The sequence below is a fragment of the Vibrio sp. CUB2 genome, assembly GCF_001557945.1.
Lineage (GTDB): Bacteria > Pseudomonadota > Gammaproteobacteria > Enterobacterales > Vibrionaceae > Vibrio > Vibrio owensii.
Genome location: NZ_LNRB01000008.1, coordinates 251,220 through 268,407 on the forward strand (window position 1 = coordinate 251,220; position 17,188 = coordinate 268,407).

Genomic DNA, 17,188 nt, shown 5'->3' on the forward strand with positions numbered 1-17,188 from the left:
GAGCAAGTTACCCACTCGTTAAACACCCACTGTGTACGCAAGGACAGCACTATGCTCATCCACCCACACACATCGTTGACCTTCGAACAATGTCAAAAAGCACGCATGGCTCGTGACAGTCGTTTTGATGGGCGCTTTTACGTTGCGGTGAAAACGACAGGAATCTTTTGCCGCCCGATCTGCCCAGCTAATTTGCCCAAAGAGGAAAACGTCGAGTACTTCACTGACAAGACGCAAGCCTTGAAGGCGGGTTACCGTCCGTGTTTGCGTTGTCGCCCAGACAGTGCGCCAGGATCGTGGGCTTGGAAAGGGGTTGAAACCACATTTCAACGTGCGATCAACATGATCGATCAAGGCGCATTGCATCATCAGTCCCTTGCGGATCTCTCTGAGCGTCTCGGGATTTCGGATCGTTACTTACGCATGTTGTTCGAGCAATATTTGGGGATGTCACCAAAGCAGTATGCGCAGTATCAGCAATTGATGTTTGCCAAGCAGCTACTGCATTCGAGTTCGATGTCAGTCACTGAAGTTGGCTTTGCTGCAGGTTTTAACAGCACTCGACGTTTCAATGATGCGTTTCAAAAGATCCTTCAGCTAACGCCTTCTCAAGTGCGCAGAAAGGAGTTTGATGGTGTGGGGACAAATCGAATTGTGCTCCCTTATCGCGGGGCTTTGAACTGGCAGCACATGCTCGATTTTTATCGTCTGCGTGCGATTGAAGGAATGGAAGAAGTTACACAAGACGCTTACCAGCGCAATGTTTTACTCGATGATTGCCATGCACGATTTAAGGTCACTCAAGGTGAGGGGTACCTTGAGATGGAGTTCGACATTGAAGACGTCACTAAATTGCAGAATTTGGTGTCTGGTGTGCGTCGTATGTTCGACCTTGATGCGGATATTTGCACGGTAGAGCAGCATCTGGAATACATCGCGCCGGGATTGGTGAAAACCCACGGGATTCGTATTCCGGGCGTCTGGAGCGCGTGGGAAGCCGGTGTACGTGCTGTGTTGGGGCAGCAAGTGTCGGTCAAAGCGGCTATCGGACAACTTAACTTGTTGGTAGCAACGCTCAGTAACGAGCAGCAAGCACGTCACTTTCCGATGCCAGAAGCCATTGCGAATGCTGATGTTAGCTTTTTGCGTATGCCGCAAAGTCGTAAAGACACACTCGTGCGATTTGCTCAGTACATGCAGCAAAACCCAGAAGCCGATCCGCAGCAATGGCTGGAATTAAAAGGCATTGGGCCGTGGACGGTAAGCTATGCGCAATTGCGTGGCCAATCTCAGCCTAATTGTTTTTTAGATAAAGACTTGGTGGTGAAGAAAGCCATGCCAAACTATCCGTCATTGAATGCTCATACTGCGTCGCCTTGGGGCAGTTACGCGACTTTTCACTTATGGAATCAATCATGAAATCACTTTATACGGTAATGCCAAGTCCGTTAGGCGCAGTGACCATTCAAGCTAACGATCAAGGTTTGCTAGGAATTTGGTTTGAAACGTGTACCACCAAACCAGACGATTTGGGCGAGCGTGATGATCAACATGCCGTGCTCAGCCAGACTGTTACTCAATTGGAAGAATATTTTTCTGGGCTGCGTAACGAATTTGACTTGCCCCTTGCAGCGACAGGTACGGATTTCCAAACTCAAGTATGGCATGCACTAACGACCATTCCTTATGGTGAAACATGGAGTTACCAAGATCTGGCGAACGCCATCGGCAATCCGAAAGCGGTACGTGCGGTGGGACTGGCGAATGGTAAAAACCCAATCTCGATTGTAGTGCCTTGCCATCGTGTCATCGGCAAAAGTGGCAAGCTTACAGGCTATGCGGGCGGGGTAGAGCGTAAACAGCGATTATTGGCTTTGGAGAAGGGCTCATCACTTTAAGTGAGGCCATTCTCAGAATCCGGCAAGATTTACCTTATTTGCTTCGATTTTGTGTAGGGTTGTTGAGCTAATAAGCAATCCAGAGCAATGAAAAAGGATAATAAGGATATGTCTTTCAATACGGATTTTGATGCATTCATAAACCAAAGCTGGCAGCAACATGAAGCGAAGCCACAACAAACATACACTCAATTAGAACAAGCGCTTAGCGAGGTAGAAGACACTAACCATGCTGAGCGCATCTTACCTTTGATGTTGCACACATCCATTGGTCATCTGCAAGACCCAAGCCAGTTTCTTACCAGTTTAAATAAGCTCGAAAACATCGTTGTGAGCCAGAGTTTGGCAAGTCAGAGAGCCAAAGTCGTTGCGCAGTACTTTGTTGACCAAAATACAAACCATATCGCTGATTTGGAGGATGTCGATCAGCGTCGCGTGTTTGCTCAAATTGCCAACGAGCTGTCAGCAATGAACGAGCTAGAGCAAGCTAGCACATGGTTGGTAAAAGCAGCTAACGGTATAGATTCAGATCAAGCTGCCGAGCCTTTAGCGCGTTCAATTGCCATTACGGGAAACAACCTTGCCTGCCAATATGAAGAGCTTGAAACACGCTCTGAAGCGCAAATAAAACACATGCTAGAGGCTGCCACATTGGCGCTTGAATACTGGAAAGTTGCTGGTGGTTGGATGCAAGAAGAGCGCGCAGAATATCGCTTAGCGATGAGTCTGCTTAAAGCTGGTAACCCGCTCAAAGCCAAAGTGCACGCTGAACGCTGTGAGGCTATCTGTCGACAAAATGGTGAGGACGCTTTCGAGCTTTTCTACGCGCATGATTTGCTGATGCTGGTGCACTATCACTTAAGCCAAGCGAACAAGCAAAAACTGACGGCAGATGATCAGAAATACTGTGAGAGTTCGCCATTGGTGTAATGTTTTCATTAGCGAATTAGAACAAACAAAAAGCCCCGAGTTAATGGCTCGGGGCTTTGTTTTTTCATCGTGACTCTGTGCTATTACGCAGCTTGTGGCTTGGGCTGATAACGCCCTGGTTTATGGTTCATGGCCAAGATTAAGTTGGTCGCCACAGCGCCTAGTACAGAAAGGGCAATCAAGTAAACATCGACGATAAATAGCGACATCACAACGATGGTGCAGTCGAGTGCCATCTGTACTTTACCTGCACGAATGCCAAAGCGTTCCTGAAGGTAAAGCGCCAAGATGTTAAAGCCACCTAAACTCATCTTGTGGCGGAAAATCACTAGCATCCCCATACCAATCAAACCACCACCGAGCAGTGCGGCATAAATGGGTTCAATACGAGAAATTTCAATCACATGGTGCAGGTGGTCTACCGCAAAGGACACGATCGAAACCGCAATAAAAGTGTTGATGGTAAAACGCCAACCCATGCGCATCACAGACAAAATGTAGAAAGGTAGGTTAAGTACGAAGAACACCTGACCAAAACTGAAGTCACTGATCTTAGTGAGGAAGATTGCTAAACCCGCTGTTCCGCCAGTGAGCAATCCCACTTTGTTGAAGAAGATAACCCCAAGTGACACCAACGCACTACCGAGCGTCAGAGCCAAGAGGTTCTCTCTAAGGCTATGATCTTTATCCATAAAAGTATTTTCCTTGGTTTTAAAACCGTTTTAACTGCGAGCGCGCAACCAAAACGGACGCGGTTAGCAAAACGCCAACCAAATAGTGATAAATCGCTGAATAAAATGTCGTGAAAAGTGATTGATGTCGAGTTTTTGACCTAGATTGCGCGGATGTTAACTGTTTAACAGACTTTACACATTAAGCTAGGCAAACACGGAAGGAGCGAGGAAATGTCATGATTAAACAAGTAGGTAGTACGATAATTCAGCCTTTGCATAAGCTTTCTTGTCACTGCGGAAAAGTGCAAATTGAACTGTCATTACCAAATGGAATCGAGAAGCCTAGACGTTGTGATTGTTCTATGTGCCGACGTCGTGGCGCGATTGTGGCATCGGTGCCTTTGAATGGGATTCGCATAATCCAAGGTGAGGATGTACTCAAGCTGTACCAGTTTAACACCAACACGGCTAAGCATTTCTTCTGTAGTGAATGTGGCATCTATACCCACCATCAGCGCCGCTCTAACCCGAGCGAATATGGCTACAACGTTGGCTGCTTAGAAGACGTAAATCCGTATGAATTGGGAGAGATAGAGGTGATGGATGGTGTAAACCACCCATCAGACCGATAAAGATACGTAGCATGGATTGAGGCAGTTTAAGTAAACAAGCTGCCATTCATCCAAAGATGTGCGGCAATACTCGCTGCGTAACCCAGAGCAATCACCGGTGCCCATTTGAGGTGTCCAAAGAAGGTGTATTGTCCCCTCGCAGCGCCCATGAGAGCCACACCTGCAGCAGAACCAATCGACAGCAAACTACCACCAACCCCCGCGGTGAGTGTCACCAATAACCAGTTACCCATCGACATGCTTGGATCCATGGTGAGCACAGCAAACATAACCGGAATGTTATCGACGATAGCGGAAAGTATCCCCACCATGACGTTCGCCCAAATTGGGTTCCACTCGGTGTACATCACGTTAGAAACCAGTTCGAGATAGCCAAGTAAACTCAAGCCGCCAACACACATCACCACGCCGTAGAAGAACAACAAGGTGTCCCACTCGGCGCGAGACACACGGTGGAAAACATCAAATGGCACGACAGAGCCTAAGCGTTTTAATGCGTAGTCGTCGCCATTGGCAATCGCGCGCGCGGCTTTTTTGGCGAGGGAGTGTCGAAGGGTTCTGCGCAAGAAATAGCCGAAAAATTGCAGATAAGCGAGACCCATCATCATGCCAATTACAGGTGGGAAGTGCAGCAAGGCGTGGAAAGACACCGCAGTGGCAATAGTCAGGATAAACAAACCCACGATGCGTCTTGCGCCACGCTTAAGTTCGATGTGCTCATGAACCGTATCTGGCTTGGTGTTTGGCACAAACAACGACATGATGAACGCGGGAATAATGTAGTTGATCAGTGAAGGCACAAACAGCGGCATAAACTCAGCAAAACTGACGTGTCCTGCCTGCCAAACCATCAGAGTCGTAATATCGCCAAACGGACTGAATGCACCGCCCGCGTTGGCCGCTATGACGATGTTGATACAAGCTAGGTTTACAAACCTTGGGTTATCGCCCGAGACTTTCATCACCACTGCACACATCAATAGCGCCGTGGTTAAGTTGTCGGCGATTGGAGAAATTACGAAGGCTAAGCCACCTGTGAGCCAAAATAGCTTCTTGAAATCAAAGCCTTTACCGACCATCCACGCCTGCAAAGCATCAAACAATCTGCGCTCTTCCATCGCATTGATGTAAGTCATCGCCACCAGTAGGAACAATAAAAGTTCGGCGTATTCCAGAAGGTTGTGTTCCAGTGCGGCTTTAGCGACGTCAGCTTGGTTGTGTTGGGTAAAGGTGTAACCAATCAAAATCCAGATTAATCCCGCGGCGAGCAGCACAGGCTTGGATTTTCGCATGTGTAGGTATTCTTCCAACATCACCAGAATGTAGGCAATGGTGAAGAAGATCAGCGCGGCGTAACCGACGGTGGAATTGATGAGATTAAGTTCACTGGTCGCAGCTGCAAGTGCGGAGCTAGAAAACATCAAACAGCAAAACGCGACAATTGGATAGATTGGCATAGACATTTCTCCTTGTCTGACTGGAGAAATTTTAGCCACATATTAATAGGTTAAGTGTGAGTAAGCTCGAATTAACGGTAGGAGTTTTGAATTGATGTAGCTTGCGCCACTACTTTCTGAGTGACGCAATGCTCGCTGCGCCAAATAGGATTACTGCAGCGTATAAACCATAAGTTAGCCAATGGCTAATTTCTAAAAAAGGAACGAGTCCTTGACCTGCCCACATACCGCCTCCGTTTAATGAGCATTTTGTTGATGTCGAATGAATCTAATGGAAATGAACAATGTTTTTTGTGAGAGAAAGCAAATTACGTGGTATTAGGAATGATAATTTTGATGAGTGAGAGTGAGCTCTCATTTTTGAGAGGCTTGCTGTAACCCCAAAGTGTTAGAGCAAGCCATACATAGTGCTGAATGGATTTAGCGCAGCAATAGTTTTTTCAGTGGAGTGGCTTCAATGCCCTTCACAAGCAGCAGGGTAACCACAATGGTTGCTGGGTAAATGAAAGCGTCTTTCGCCAAGTTTTCTAACCCCAACATGCCTGCGACGTTCATCATCAGGATGATCACCAAAAGGTGGCTGACGTAGATACCTAAAATACTCGGAGACCACTTAAACACCCACGGCATATTGCCGAAGTTTGGATGGGCAAGAAGCCACATGAATACACCTAAAGACCAGATCACAGTGCCGAACAAGAAGTCGTGTGAATTAAAGGCGATCTCGTAGTTCATCAAGTAATAGGCTTCGGCAAAGTGCAGCGCCATACCGATCAAAATCAAGCGAATAGTGTTATTGCGAGACCATTGCCACTGGTGTTGTCGCGCTAAGTAACCAAGCACCACTAACAAGGTACTGAAGAACGGACCATTACGAGTGAAGAATGGGGCTGGTAGCTCAGTAAGCGTGATGTAGCTGCCTGCGAACACTCCGTAGATGTATAGCAATACCGCTGTTGGTAGCAGCAACTGAGCCATACCAATACGAACCAGAAACGCAATGATGGCCACAGCAATGATCAGGGCTGGGATAAACCACAAGTGCACCAAACCACCTTCCAACAGTGAGTTAATTGGGTTGGACATTAGGTAGCCCCAATAACCTTGTCTCTCGGCGAGATAACCCGCTTCTGCAACCACTGGCCAACGGAAAGGCACTAAGAGACAAATCGCGCTCCAAACTAACCATATTTTAAGCAAAGGCTTGGTGTAGTTTTTGAGTGTCTCCACGGGATTCGTGCTGAGCTTTGGTTGGATTAGATAGCCGGAGATGAGGAAAAACAGCGGCACGGCAAAGCGAGCCAATTGGTTGAGCATGTACCCGACCCAAGGCACCTCATCCCATTGCCAATAGGTGAGAGCCATCTGACAGTGAAGCCCTACGATCGCAAACATTGCGATGATGCGGGCAAATTCTAAACTGGCAATTTTCTTTGTGGTTGCCATAAGTGCTTACCTAAAAAAGTGAAAAATCGCTGCGAAATTAGCAGGTAACGGCTCAGTTCTCGCGGTAAAAAATCAACTCATGTGCAATTGAAGGGGACCAGTTTTCGAAATTCAGACCCATCTCAAATTTCGAAAATTCATATTCATAAGATTACTCAATGTATTGCGATCGAGAGTGTGCAGATGGCTATATGTAGTGTCCACTTAAGAATGAAACTGGTGAGTTAAACAAATCAATCGGTTTTGATCTGATTTCCAGTTACGAAAGTAAGGAAAACGCAGTAAATTCCAATTAACAGTTAGAACTCGAGGTTCATTTTCCAGTTAACGCTGAAATTGGTCTGAGAAAGTGCTACTGAAAGCGTTGATATAGTGGTTAAAAGTGCCTAAATAGACGTAAATGTCTACCAATTTGCTAAAGGATAGCAGAAAGTCTAGCCTCTGTTAATCGGAGTCAACAGGTTGGCCGGAGTGTTCAGAGAGAGGGCTGGCTAGAGGCGGGAGTTAATGGGTTGTTATTCGCAGCTTGGTGCATTAATGGAGCAATTCTATCGAACAAAACTTCCAGTTTTGCGCTGTCGATATTTGAAGACTCTGCCAAGTAGAGGGTAGGCGGCTGGCTTGGAGCGCTTACAATGAGACTGGTAACCCCTTACCAAGGAATTACTGAAGCGCTCTTTAATGATTATCTGGCCGACCCTATGCCAGTAATGTAGAAATCCGTATGGAAGAGTAAGGTTGTATTGGTAAATTAAGTATTTACTTTACATAGTTACACGGGATTTATGATTGTCTCACGATCAGAATTCCAGGACACACCCTACAACGGCATAATATTCTATCTTGATATCTCTATCTTCATTTCCAATGCTTCTCTGCTACTTTCATCTGACATAGTCACCAGTCTTGTACTACCCGTATATTGAAAGTTATATGCTTCGTACAACTTTCTAGCGACCAGATTATCAGAATAAACCTCTAAACATAAAAACTTAAAGCCAAAATTTCGACTATCAAACAATAATGTTTCAAGTAATTTCTTGGCAACTCCTTTTTGTCGATGCTCCTTTTTGACTTGAATACCCACATAACCTGTATTGTCTGAGTCAAATCCGCACATAGTACCAGGAAACGCTTCAACACTTCCTACTATTTCGTTATTCTCTATAGCAACAAACTGAGGGATTTTTCGCTCGGTAACTTTGCGAATTACTGTTAATATTCGTTCGTCTGAAGGGGGAGCTGTTCTAAGAAAGCCACCTTCCTGAAATACTGAATTCCATAATATTTTAAATTGTTCTAAATCTTGCTTTTCTATTCTTCTTATTCTCATTTTTTCTTCTTCCTCTTTTGAGTTTTCTAAAAATTTAATTTATGTATAATTTTTTATTTCCATTAATTTACCATTAGATAGCTCGTAAATTCGATCTGCACTCATAATCGTTTCTTTCCTATGAGCTACTATTACTCTTGTTATATTCAATTTTTTAATATTAGAACTAATTGTTTTTTCCGTCGAAATGTCTAGATGAGATGTCGCCTCGTCCATGATGATTATTTTAGGTCTTTTATACAGAGCTCGAGCAATTAATATTCTTTGTCTCTGTCCGCTAGAAAGCGTATTTCCCAATTCTCCAATATATGTGCTATAACCATCTTTAAAGGAATTGATATCGTTGCTAACCGAAGCAACATCCGCACAGTGATTTACTAGATCCATATCGACGGTAGAGTCAAAGCAAGATATATTCTCTGCTATAGTCCCTTTGAGTAACTGATCTGTTTGCATTACAACAGCTATTTGCTCTCTATATTTACTAATATTGATTGTTTTCAAATCAACGTTGTCAATTTCGATTGAACCTTGTTGCGGTTGTACAGAGCCTATAATTAAATTCATGATGGTGGTTTTTCCTGAGCCTGACTTACCAACAATTGCTACAGATTCTCCTTGCTTAATTCTAACTGAAATATCATCCAATAACTGTATTGGTGATTCATTATATTTATAAGATACTCTAGAAAGTTCTATACATCCTTTTATCTCTAGGTTTGTGAAAGATCCTCCTGTGTTTTCTGTTTCAGTCTCTGTTATTTCACCTAGACGTTCAAGATGCATTCCAAGCATTTTGTATTCAATAAATTTATCAATTAAAGAGCTAGAATGTGATGTAAGTTGTGATTTGTAAGCCATAAAAGCAATTAGCATACCTATAGTGAAATTATTTATTGAATTTGATTCAATTACAAAAATTGCACCAAGATAAATTACAATAACTCCCTCCAAACCAAATAAAATATTTTTGGATAATGAGAAAGAAGATTGCATGTTTTGAAGTTTAACGTTGCCAGATAGAGAATCAATATAATAACTAAGCCAAGTACGTTCTCGATTATCAATCATGCTATAATATTTTATACTATGAATAGCTCTTATGTTCTCCATAAAATTACTATTTTCCAGCGCAGACACTTCTAAATTTGACTTTGCTTGTATCCTAAGTGGACGATACCACGCTAATCTAATCATTAAATAAGCCAAAATTCCGATTATGACGACTAAACTTAACTTATAATTATAGATAAGCAAAACTATTAATGTAGTTACAACCATTAAGATATCAATGCAAGCCTCAACAATAGTTTTTGATATTATTTTGTTTACATTTTTTAGTGATCCAAATCTAGAAACTATGTCACCTACATGTTTACCATTATAATATTCCAAAGGGAGATTTAGCAAAATTCTAATTACATTTTTTGATAGGGTTTCACTGATTCGAGCCCCAAAAATTGTAATACAAAGACTTCTTATATACATGGAAATTGAGTTAAATATTGAAACAAATGCAAAACCAATAGCCAATATAACTAATAAATCTGTATCTTTGGTTGTAACGGCCTCATCTACTACTATCTGAACATAGTATGGACTTATTATATTAAGAAATTGAACAATAATAGAAAGGATCAATATTTGCAACAAAGATCTCTTTAGATACCTTACTCCTTTTATGAAATTAAATATTTTTGCTCTCTTATCCATAATGTCAAAACCTTTCTGCTAGTTTTACAATCGGATCTATCGCCCAATTAAATATGGTCTTTCTTTCAATATTAATGTCAGCCTTCATTGTCATGCCTGGTCTAATATTTAGATTGTTTTTTAGCAAATTATGATGGTCTAAATTTAGCTCTACTAAATAAAATGGCTCGGAGGCCTTGACTGGTATCTCTATTTCTCCGGGAATGTAAGAGCTCTTATGAATAACAGAGATCAATGAGTCATAAATTCCAAACTTTTGATATGGGAAAGCATCTATTTTTAATCTAACTAGGTCGCCCTCATTGAGTCTTCCCATTGACCTTGTAGGAACAACTAACTTTGATTTTATTTTTGTGTCTTCTGAAACTATGCTAAATAAGATATCACTAGAAGTGACGTAGCTTCCAGCGTTAACATTCAGACCGCTAATATAACCATTTTTAGATGCACTTATTATGACGGTATTACTATCTTTTACTTCACTTATCTTTAACAAGTTGTTTTCAATCTCTATTTCAATAGAAACTATTTCATCTTCGTATTTTTCAGATTTAATAGCTAATGATTCCATTTTATAATTTGCATCAAACTTATGGCTCGAGATCGATATAAGAATGGAGTTTATTTCACTTCTGAGGTTAGTTATTTTCTCCCTAGTTTTTTCAATTTCTAAATGTCGAATACTTTGTTTTGAGGCAAGGTACATCTCAAGTCGTTTAGAGAATACAGATATTAAGTTTTCTTTCAAACCTATATCTTTCTCTTTCATTTTTATTAGTTGACTTATACTTTTAATTTCTTTTAATGTTAGCTCATGTTCTCTATTATCAATTTCCTTTATTATTTCGATTCTTTTCAATAGTTTTTCATTTATTCTTTCTAACCCAAATGAAAACACTTCACTTAATAACTTATCGTTATCGATTTCATGTTCAAATTTAAGTTTCAATATATTTTGTCCTTTTCTTACTTTCTGGTTATTAGTAATGTAGACTTCCTCAACAAATGAGTTTCTATAAGGAGAAACTTTTGTTATGCCACTATCTAACTCGAAGTATCCTAAAACAGATTCTTTTTTAGTATATGAAACATTAGTTAGAAATATAAATGTTGTAATTAGCATGGAGAGTAATAAGTAAGATGTATTCTTAAAACTCAACTCTTGTTCAGAAAACCTCATAAACTATATCTACACATCACGTTGTTTGAAATTTAAATAATTAGTGATCTCAATATCTATATCTCTATTATAAGATGACTCAATGTCCAAACGTTCAGTACAATCATTAGTATTAAGAATCCATGCTGCGATCTGTGAAGATCTTGTTCTAGGTTTATTTCTGAAATAATTAGTAATCTCTTTTTTTCTCACAAACCTAAAATTAATTGATATGCTATCTTCTAAATACTCTACAGCATGCCATACACTCATTGGAATAAATGCTACTTCTAATGGACCGAGCTCGATGATGTCATCAGCATTTCTTAAGAACCAATCGTGATCGGTTATCCAGTTAGATTTAGAACGTTCGTAGTATTTTAAGCTGGGGTAACCAACATATATTTTTTTTCGTCCACTTAAGTTGTAAAAAATTACATCCTTAAAATCTTGATCAAAATGAGCGTGCGCACGTTGGCCTTTATATCCCAAAAAAAACTGAGAAACAGCTTTTTCATTGCTTTCTTTAAGTAACACTGGCAACGGGATTTTCTTTAATAAATTAATTGGAGCCCTTTTTGCGGATGAGCAAAGCTGGTAAGGAACTAAGCCATTGAGCCAATCGTTAAAGGTATATTTATGAATTTTTCCACAACCAGGTCCACCATTTCTCACAAACATATCATAGTAATTTTCAGAAAAATCAAATTCAACATCCCCTATTGAATTGGCTATTACTTCTTCTGAGTTAGGAAAGTTAATTGAAGTGAGCTTTGACAGGGAATGAAAATCACTAGGCCTACCCAAATACATGTGCTTCTCCTGATGTAATAAAGTAGTTTTCAAATTCATCTGCGAATTTTGGACTTAAATTTGGTGAAATCAAGCGTATGAGATAATAAGTTTCATTATTTATCACAACCTTACTCAGTAATCTTGTGTAAATGTCGATATCATATGTAATAATATTAAATTTTGAAACAATTCTATTAGAAAAAAGAGATAATGTTTTATCTGAATGATAATAATTATTAAACAATCTTTCTCGACTGTTTCTTGGTGATTTAATATATTTTTGGTGGCTAGGGATGCAATTTACCCTCAACTTGAATGCAAAGTAACTTTGCATTGATTCATTCAAGGCTCCATCGAATGAATCTTCAATCACGGTACTTGCTTTACTTCCTACATAAGCTCTACCGTTGATGCATAGCACACAGATTGCGGTATATCGCTTACATACTACCTCACTGGATATATAAAGGTGATAAAATGATTCTTTATCAAGATTTACTGTTTTTTTTAAAATAAATCCACAATTATCCTTGTATGATGAGTTCATTATTGAATGTCTTTCTATACACTCGTTAAGTGCATGTTCTTTAGCTTTTTCTATAGTTTCATGAATAGAAAGTCCTGTAGCATCTGGTTTTATTTTATAATCTTTAAATTTACTTTTTTGATTGAAATTAACCCCTACATAAAGTGAAGGTAATAGAACGTTATTGCCATTTTTTTCGTCTTTGCAAATAGACCACTCCTTTGGCTCTTGATAAAATCTATCAATCAGTATCTTTTCTAAATCACTTCTATCTTTATCAATGATATAATTATTAGATGCAATCCCAACACACCTTTCATATAATTCAAATTTGGATTTTTTTAATGCTATGTTTTCATTTTTACTTATACCAACACCGTAGATAATAGATCCATTTTTTAATATTACACTTGCTTCCTTATAATATATTTTTTTTCCAAAGAATATATCTGTTAGAGATTCTATTCTTACGTTAAAGCTTTCTACATTAATGCTTGGGATGACAGACACACGAATCCTCTTTGGTGACATTTAATATTTCTTTGTTTGTTCCATTACAGTAAATTGTCATCACTGATTCTCGCTCATTCTCAAGTATTGCACTTAAAAGTTCAGAGGCTGTCTTAGACAGATTGTGGGATGCACTTACCCTGAATCTTTTAGTCGAGTTGAAAGGGATAAAGCCAGGACCAATAGACATTTCTAGATGTCTGTGTGCCGCTATTGTTGCACAATTTGAGCAAGAGCCATTATATGGGTACCTTAGGTATGGGGATATTCCGATACTTGATGCCTTTATGTGTGAAGATCCGGTATTAATACATGCGGATATAACCCACTTTGTTATTTCTAATGATGGAGTATCTGCTGTCTGAATTACTAGACTGTTACCATCAATCAAATTTTCCAATTTTTCTATGTTACTATTTGAAATTTGAGCGTCACAAATTATTGGTCTAATTCCTGAGTGGGCATGTATATAGTCTGATAATACTTCAGTTTTCTTTCTTCCAATATCACTATGTTTAAATATTGATTGCCGATCAATGTTGGATTTTTCTATCACATCAAAGTCAATAAGAATAATGTCTTTAAATGGTAAGTGCAGAGATTGACTTATTATATGTGTAGCAAGGCTTCCACACCCTAAAAATACTATTCTTTTATTTTCAACTTCACAATTGTTTAATTTAAGGAAAGAGCCAAGTCTTGAAGATATATCTTTTTTACTAAAGTTAGTTATAAAATCATACGATTCTAGTTTTCTGACGAAATCAGAGGAAAATTTTTTTTCATCACTAATGCCATCAAATAATAGAGCATCAATTGTTTGAACAATTTTCTTTTTCGATTTAACCTTTATGAGCTTGTTTTTATAGTGTAATGCTATTTGGTTTTTACTTCTATATATATTTACCGAAGGTTTAATAAGTTTTACAATCATATTTTACCGCCATCTCTATAAATTCTTTTCCATGCTCCGTCAATTTTGCGTTCGACTGAATTATATTTATACAATCAGAAAATGAACTCTCTGCTGCTTTTAACATTTCATCATCATTCTCTTTAAATAGTTCAATTAACCCAACTAGAACATATAATTGGTGAAACAAACCGAACATTGGTCTCTTGTCTTTTCGAAGAACTGATGTGAATTTTTCTTTGGGGCTATTTTCATAAAGAGGATATTTTATAAGTATATGATTGAAAACAGAGTGTCTACATTCATGATAAATATGTTCGGATGCTAAATATGGTCTTTCTAGGTATTTGGGGTTCAAAAAAACACCACCGGAATATCCATAGAAAGAAGCTCCTATTCCATTGCCGGCTTCAAACGGAACTAATTCTTTTAGTGTTTTTTCAACAAAATAAAATGCATAATTAGATCTGTTTAGAAGAGTATCTATTGTATTAGTATATCCGTTTCTCATTCTTTGGTTAACTTCGAGGAACTCAATGGATGAAGAATCTTCAGTGGCTTGTAGAGCAACATTGTTCAAGCAACGTTCTGCGTGTCCGTTCATTAGTATAGATTTACGTTCAACTAATCGGTCGTTAATTTTTTCTTGTATTAAATATGGTGGATACTCTTTACTTAACAATTCTCTAGCTACTTCAAAATTCTTAGATGTAATGGAATTTTTTACATTGTTATACAGTTCATAGTAAACAGGTGACAAATTTAATTTATTATTCTTTAAGTTAAGGTGCTCAATGTCAACGTCAAGAGTATTACTTAAAATTAGAAACTTATTAACTAATTTATCATTGGTTTCTATTTCAAGTTGACCAATTTCTTTGATGGTTGGAAAAAAAACATCACCAAATTCTATATCTATACTCATAATTGTTTTTCGAATTTTACTTTATGTGCGTTAGTTATATTCACACCCTCAAGTTAGGGTGTGAATAATAAAAAGAAAAAGTATGGTCATATTGCTGTGACAAAAGCCATACTTATAATAATATGTCCATTATCTTTGTTGGATGTCTGAATATTCCAACTGCATGGCCGGCATACTTGAAGCTGTAATTTCTACATCTGATACTTCAAGAATTTCTTCTAAAATTAGTTCCTCTTCTGAAACTAGTCCAGCATGGATTTTTTGTAATTGAGCTTCGTTACTCATTCCTATTTCTCCAGATAATTAGTTAGTTTAAGTAAATTTTTAAATATCGACATTTATCAGTGCGCGTCCAAAAAATTAACAAACACTTCCTTTTTGTGAAATGTTTTTGTTTCATTTGGTTAACTAGAGTCTCACTTTTTATTAAAGTATTGATATTAAATATGATCTCTGTCTCATATGTTGCCATTAGTTATAGTGGTGGTATCAATAGTAAACGTCTAATACTTAAAGAGATTTAATCAATCTAAATGACTTTGATGCGATGTACGCACCTCCCTTCGAACATCGTTTCTCACGCTCAAGGTACAGCCACTAAGGTTAGGAGTAATATCCATATGTACTAAGGTTGTCGTCATAGGTTTAGCTAAGAACTTTTTCGAGCATACGTATTGACAGCGCTATCTCATGTAATCCTGATTATCCTTGAGGAAAATGTTAAATTTAGTCCGAAAGCTTCTAGGTAATACTGCAATAGCTAAGGGGTCATATGCATCATGACTCCATTTTGGACGAGTCTTTCTAGGACTTGGTTCTAAGGCACTACTTTTCTGGTGACTATACCAAGTTGTACTTGCTCGCACTTTGGGGAAACAAACCCCATCTTAGGTCTCAGTACTGTCTCAAGCTATTACGTCAGCATCAATAAAGTCATTTTTATTTTTTATGTAAGGTTTGACATATTGCTAGGGAAATAGACTAACCTGATAATTATTCTCCTTTTCGGCAAATCAGCGATATCCATCATTTCCACAAAATAGGTTTTGGGACTAAAAGTAGTTGAACTGACCTAGCCTACTTAACTCGAGCTTAGGATAAAAATTGAGATGAACTAGTTGTTAGTTTTACGAACAGATCATGCTGACCAGAGAGAACTACCGGAAAGGGCAAATTTCTGAAAGTGAAATAATGATTATCATTATTGCTTTTCATATCTCAGATTGAACATTCTCGTTGTCGTGGTTTACATGGATTCATGTTGAACTTACTTGGTGGCTTAATCGCGATGGCTTACACCGATCTGAGGGTAGCTAGCCTTTCACTAAGTGTTTCATAGCCAAGCAGATAAAAAGCAATTTTTTTGCTAAGTTGGTACCGATAATATGTGTATTAATCATGATGGTCACCTTTCTTTTACTCGATACTATCGAGTTTAGTGGCATGGAGAGACTTACCATCTTATTAACTTCAAAGGTTGAATCTTTAATTTTTACCCCAGCTTCCGTGAGTTTCAACTTAGTGGAAATAGTTCCAACGAAACTTTTTCCTACATATAGGATGGTTTGACCAGTAAATTGGTGATTTGCAAAATAGTACGACCGTGCTAAAAATGTATTTATGAAAAAAGGAAAAGTAACCAAAGAGCTGATACTGCAGCGTGCATTCCAACTCGCGAGTGAAAACGGGTTGGAGAGCCTCACTATTGGTGAGCTTGCAAAGCAGTGTGGTATGTCGAAAAGCGGCCTATTTGCTCACTTCAATTCCAAGCTGAACTTACAGCTGTCGGTATTGGAGTTTGCCAACCAAGTGTTTGCTGAGCGCGTAATTGCGCCCGCGCGTGAGTTGGGTGATAGCAACATCGAGCGTAAAGTGCGTGGGTTGTTGGATGCTTGGATGACGTGGAACCACTCTTTTCAAGGCAGTTGCATGTTCCTCGATGCTTGGAACGACACCGCAGAAGAAGGTTGTACGTTGCAAGCAGCATTGCGTAAATCAATTGATACTTGGTTGAATTACCTAGAAATTCAGATCAAGAAAGGCAAAGAAAACCAAGAGTTTGTGGCGGACTTAGATACGCGACAAGCGACCTTTGATCTATACGGGCAGTACTTAAGTGCACACGTATTTTACTCGATCAAAGGGGAAGAAGAGAGCCAGAGATTGTTCTGGCAAGGCATCGATAACTTGTTTATTCGATGGAAGCGCTAGCCCCGCGGTAACGGGCATAGTAAGAGATTCATAACAAAGGGCGACGGAGAGCGCTCTTTCTTATCA

At 39.2% G+C, this 17,188-nt stretch carries 16 protein-coding genes and 1 pseudogene; 5 read left to right on the top strand and 12 right to left on the bottom strand.

Going from position 1 to position 17,188, the window contains the following annotated elements:
• Positions 1 to 51: 51 nt before the first annotated feature.
• From ATB78_RS15165 to ATB78_RS15175, 3 genes are all read left to right on the top strand, one after another.
• Entirely contained in the window at positions 52 to 1,419 is a 1,368-nt protein-coding gene (locus tag ATB78_RS15165; RefSeq protein ID WP_061009087.1) for an AlkA N-terminal domain-containing protein, read from the top strand.
• Positions 1,416 to 1,898, top strand: coding sequence for a methylated-DNA--[protein]-cysteine S-methyltransferase (locus tag ATB78_RS15170; protein WP_061009088.1), 483 nt, complete (start codon positions 1,416 to 1,418; stop codon positions 1,896 to 1,898). Before ATB78_RS15165 ends, ATB78_RS15170 begins: the two co-directional genes overlap by 4 nt.
• Positions 1,899 to 2,006: 108 nt before the next feature.
• A complete protein-coding gene (locus tag ATB78_RS15175) occupies positions 2,007 to 2,828 on the top strand; it encodes a hypothetical protein (RefSeq protein ID WP_061009089.1) in 822 nt (273 codons plus the stop codon).
• 83 nt (positions 2,829 to 2,911) lie between these two features.
• Here the strand turns inward: ATB78_RS15175 and ATB78_RS15180 are convergent, their stop codons facing one another.
• Positions 2,912 to 3,520, bottom strand: coding sequence for a YitT family protein (locus ATB78_RS15180; protein WP_061009090.1), 609 nt, complete (start codon positions 3,518 to 3,520; stop codon positions 2,912 to 2,914).
• A 218-nt stretch (positions 3,521 to 3,738) separates the two neighbouring features.
• On the opposite strand from ATB78_RS15180, the gene ATB78_RS15185 reads away from it, so the two are divergent.
• Positions 3,739 to 4,134 (top strand): GFA family protein, encoded by a 396-nt coding sequence (locus tag ATB78_RS15185; protein WP_061009091.1) that lies wholly within the window; start codon positions 3,739 to 3,741, stop codon positions 4,132 to 4,134.
• Positions 4,135 to 4,160: 26 nt separating this feature from the next.
• On the opposite strand, the gene nhaD is transcribed toward ATB78_RS15185, so the two are convergent.
• From nhaD to ATB78_RS30120, 11 genes and pseudogenes are all read right to left on the bottom strand, one after another.
• Positions 4,161 to 5,591 carry a sodium:proton antiporter NhaD gene (nhaD, locus tag ATB78_RS15190; protein ID WP_132698209.1) on the bottom strand — a complete coding sequence of 477 codons (1,431 nt, stop codon included), beginning with the start codon at positions 5,589 to 5,591 and terminating at the stop codon, positions 4,161 to 4,163.
• 420 nt (positions 5,592 to 6,011) lie between these two features.
• Positions 6,012 to 7,037, bottom strand: a complete 1,026-nt coding sequence (locus ATB78_RS15195; RefSeq protein ID WP_061009092.1) for an acyltransferase family protein — start codon at positions 7,035 to 7,037, stop codon at positions 6,012 to 6,014.
• A gap of 838 nt (positions 7,038 to 7,875) precedes the next feature.
• Positions 7,876 to 8,370: a GNAT family N-acetyltransferase gene (locus ATB78_RS15200; RefSeq protein ID WP_061009093.1), complete on the bottom strand. Its 495-nt coding sequence runs from the start codon at positions 8,368 to 8,370 to the stop codon at positions 7,876 to 7,878.
• A 39-nt stretch (positions 8,371 to 8,409) separates the two neighbouring features.
• Positions 8,410 to 10,083 carry a peptidase domain-containing ABC transporter gene (locus tag ATB78_RS15205; RefSeq protein ID WP_061009094.1) on the bottom strand — a complete coding sequence of 558 codons (1,674 nt, stop codon included), beginning with the start codon at positions 10,081 to 10,083 and terminating at the stop codon, positions 8,410 to 8,412.
• A gap of 4 nt (positions 10,084 to 10,087) precedes the next feature.
• On the bottom strand, positions 10,088 to 11,263 hold the full coding sequence (locus ATB78_RS15210) for an HlyD family efflux transporter periplasmic adaptor subunit (RefSeq protein ID WP_081096603.1): 1,176 nt from the start codon (positions 11,261 to 11,263) through the stop codon (positions 10,088 to 10,090).
• A 9-nt stretch (positions 11,264 to 11,272) separates the two neighbouring features.
• The gene (locus ATB78_RS15215) at positions 11,273 to 12,055 is read right to left on the bottom strand and encodes a hypothetical protein (RefSeq protein WP_061009096.1); all 783 of its coding nucleotides are present in this window, start codon (positions 12,053 to 12,055) and stop codon (positions 11,273 to 11,275) included.
• Positions 12,042 to 13,073 carry a YcaO-like family protein gene (locus tag ATB78_RS15220; RefSeq protein ID WP_061009097.1) on the bottom strand — a complete coding sequence of 344 codons (1,032 nt, stop codon included), beginning with the start codon at positions 13,071 to 13,073 and terminating at the stop codon, positions 12,042 to 12,044. Before ATB78_RS15220 ends, ATB78_RS15215 begins: the two co-directional genes overlap by 14 nt.
• On the bottom strand, positions 13,051 to 14,007 hold the full coding sequence (locus ATB78_RS15225) for a ThiF family adenylyltransferase (RefSeq protein ID WP_061009098.1): 957 nt from the start codon (positions 14,005 to 14,007) through the stop codon (positions 13,051 to 13,053). The genes ATB78_RS15220 and ATB78_RS15225 overlap by 23 nt, the downstream gene beginning before the upstream one ends.
• Positions 13,988 to 14,911 (bottom strand): HEXXH motif-containing putative peptide modification protein, encoded by a 924-nt coding sequence (locus ATB78_RS15230; RefSeq protein ID WP_061009099.1) that lies wholly within the window; start codon positions 14,909 to 14,911, stop codon positions 13,988 to 13,990. Before ATB78_RS15230 ends, ATB78_RS15225 begins: the two co-directional genes overlap by 20 nt.
• Before the next feature lie 129 nt (positions 14,912 to 15,040).
• Positions 15,041 to 15,196, bottom strand: coding sequence for a hypothetical protein (locus ATB78_RS29470; protein WP_155647813.1), 156 nt, complete (start codon positions 15,194 to 15,196; stop codon positions 15,041 to 15,043).
• Between the two features lie 541 nt (positions 15,197 to 15,737).
• Positions 15,738 to 15,903: pseudogene (locus ATB78_RS30120) on the bottom strand (IS110 family transposase); the annotation flags it as partial.
• 628 nt (positions 15,904 to 16,531) lie between these two features.
• On the opposite strand from ATB78_RS30120, the gene ATB78_RS15240 reads away from it, so the two are divergent.
• Entirely contained in the window at positions 16,532 to 17,122 is a 591-nt protein-coding gene (locus ATB78_RS15240; RefSeq protein WP_061009101.1) for a TetR/AcrR family transcriptional regulator, read from the top strand.
• The last annotated feature ends 66 nt before the right edge of the window (positions 17,123 to 17,188 follow it).

Excerpts from the sequence above, each read along its gene's own strand:
- ATB78_RS15165 (WP_061009087.1), top strand. The coding sequence starts at position 52 with ATGCTCATCCACCCACACACATCGTTGACCTTCGAACAATGTCAAAAA.
- ATB78_RS15170 (WP_061009088.1), top strand. The coding sequence starts at position 1,416 with ATGAAATCACTTTATACGGTAATGCCAAGTCCGTTAGGCGCAGTGACC.
- ATB78_RS15175 (WP_061009089.1), top strand. The coding sequence starts at position 2,007 with ATGTCTTTCAATACGGATTTTGATGCATTCATAAACCAAAGCTGGCAG.
- ATB78_RS15180 (WP_061009090.1), bottom strand. The coding sequence starts at position 3,520 with ATGGATAAAGATCATAGCCTTAGAGAGAACCTCTTGGCTCTGACGCTC.
- ATB78_RS15185 (WP_061009091.1), top strand. The coding sequence starts at position 3,739 with ATGATTAAACAAGTAGGTAGTACGATAATTCAGCCTTTGCATAAGCTT.
- nhaD (WP_132698209.1), bottom strand. The coding sequence starts at position 5,591 with ATGCCAATCTATCCAATTGTCGCGTTTTGCTGTTTGATGTTTTCTAGC.
- ATB78_RS15195 (WP_061009092.1), bottom strand. The coding sequence starts at position 7,037 with ATGGCAACCACAAAGAAAATTGCCAGTTTAGAATTTGCCCGCATCATC.
- ATB78_RS15200 (WP_061009093.1), bottom strand. The coding sequence starts at position 8,370 with ATGAGAATAAGAAGAATAGAAAAGCAAGATTTAGAACAATTTAAAATA.
- ATB78_RS15205 (WP_061009094.1), bottom strand. The coding sequence starts at position 10,083 with ATGGATAAGAGAGCAAAAATATTTAATTTCATAAAAGGAGTAAGGTAT.
- ATB78_RS15210 (WP_081096603.1), bottom strand. The coding sequence starts at position 11,263 with ATGAGGTTTTCTGAACAAGAGTTGAGTTTTAAGAATACATCTTACTTA.
- ATB78_RS15215 (WP_061009096.1), bottom strand. The coding sequence starts at position 12,055 with ATGTATTTGGGTAGGCCTAGTGATTTTCATTCCCTGTCAAAGCTCACT.
- ATB78_RS15225 (WP_061009098.1), bottom strand. The coding sequence starts at position 14,007 with ATGATTGTAAAACTTATTAAACCTTCGGTAAATATATATAGAAGTAAA.
- ATB78_RS15230 (WP_061009099.1), bottom strand. The coding sequence starts at position 14,911 with ATGAGTATAGATATAGAATTTGGTGATGTTTTTTTTCCAACCATCAAA.
- ATB78_RS29470 (WP_155647813.1), bottom strand. The coding sequence starts at position 15,196 with ATGAGTAACGAAGCTCAATTACAAAAAATCCATGCTGGACTAGTTTCA.
- ATB78_RS15240 (WP_061009101.1), top strand. The coding sequence starts at position 16,532 with ATGAAAAAAGGAAAAGTAACCAAAGAGCTGATACTGCAGCGTGCATTC.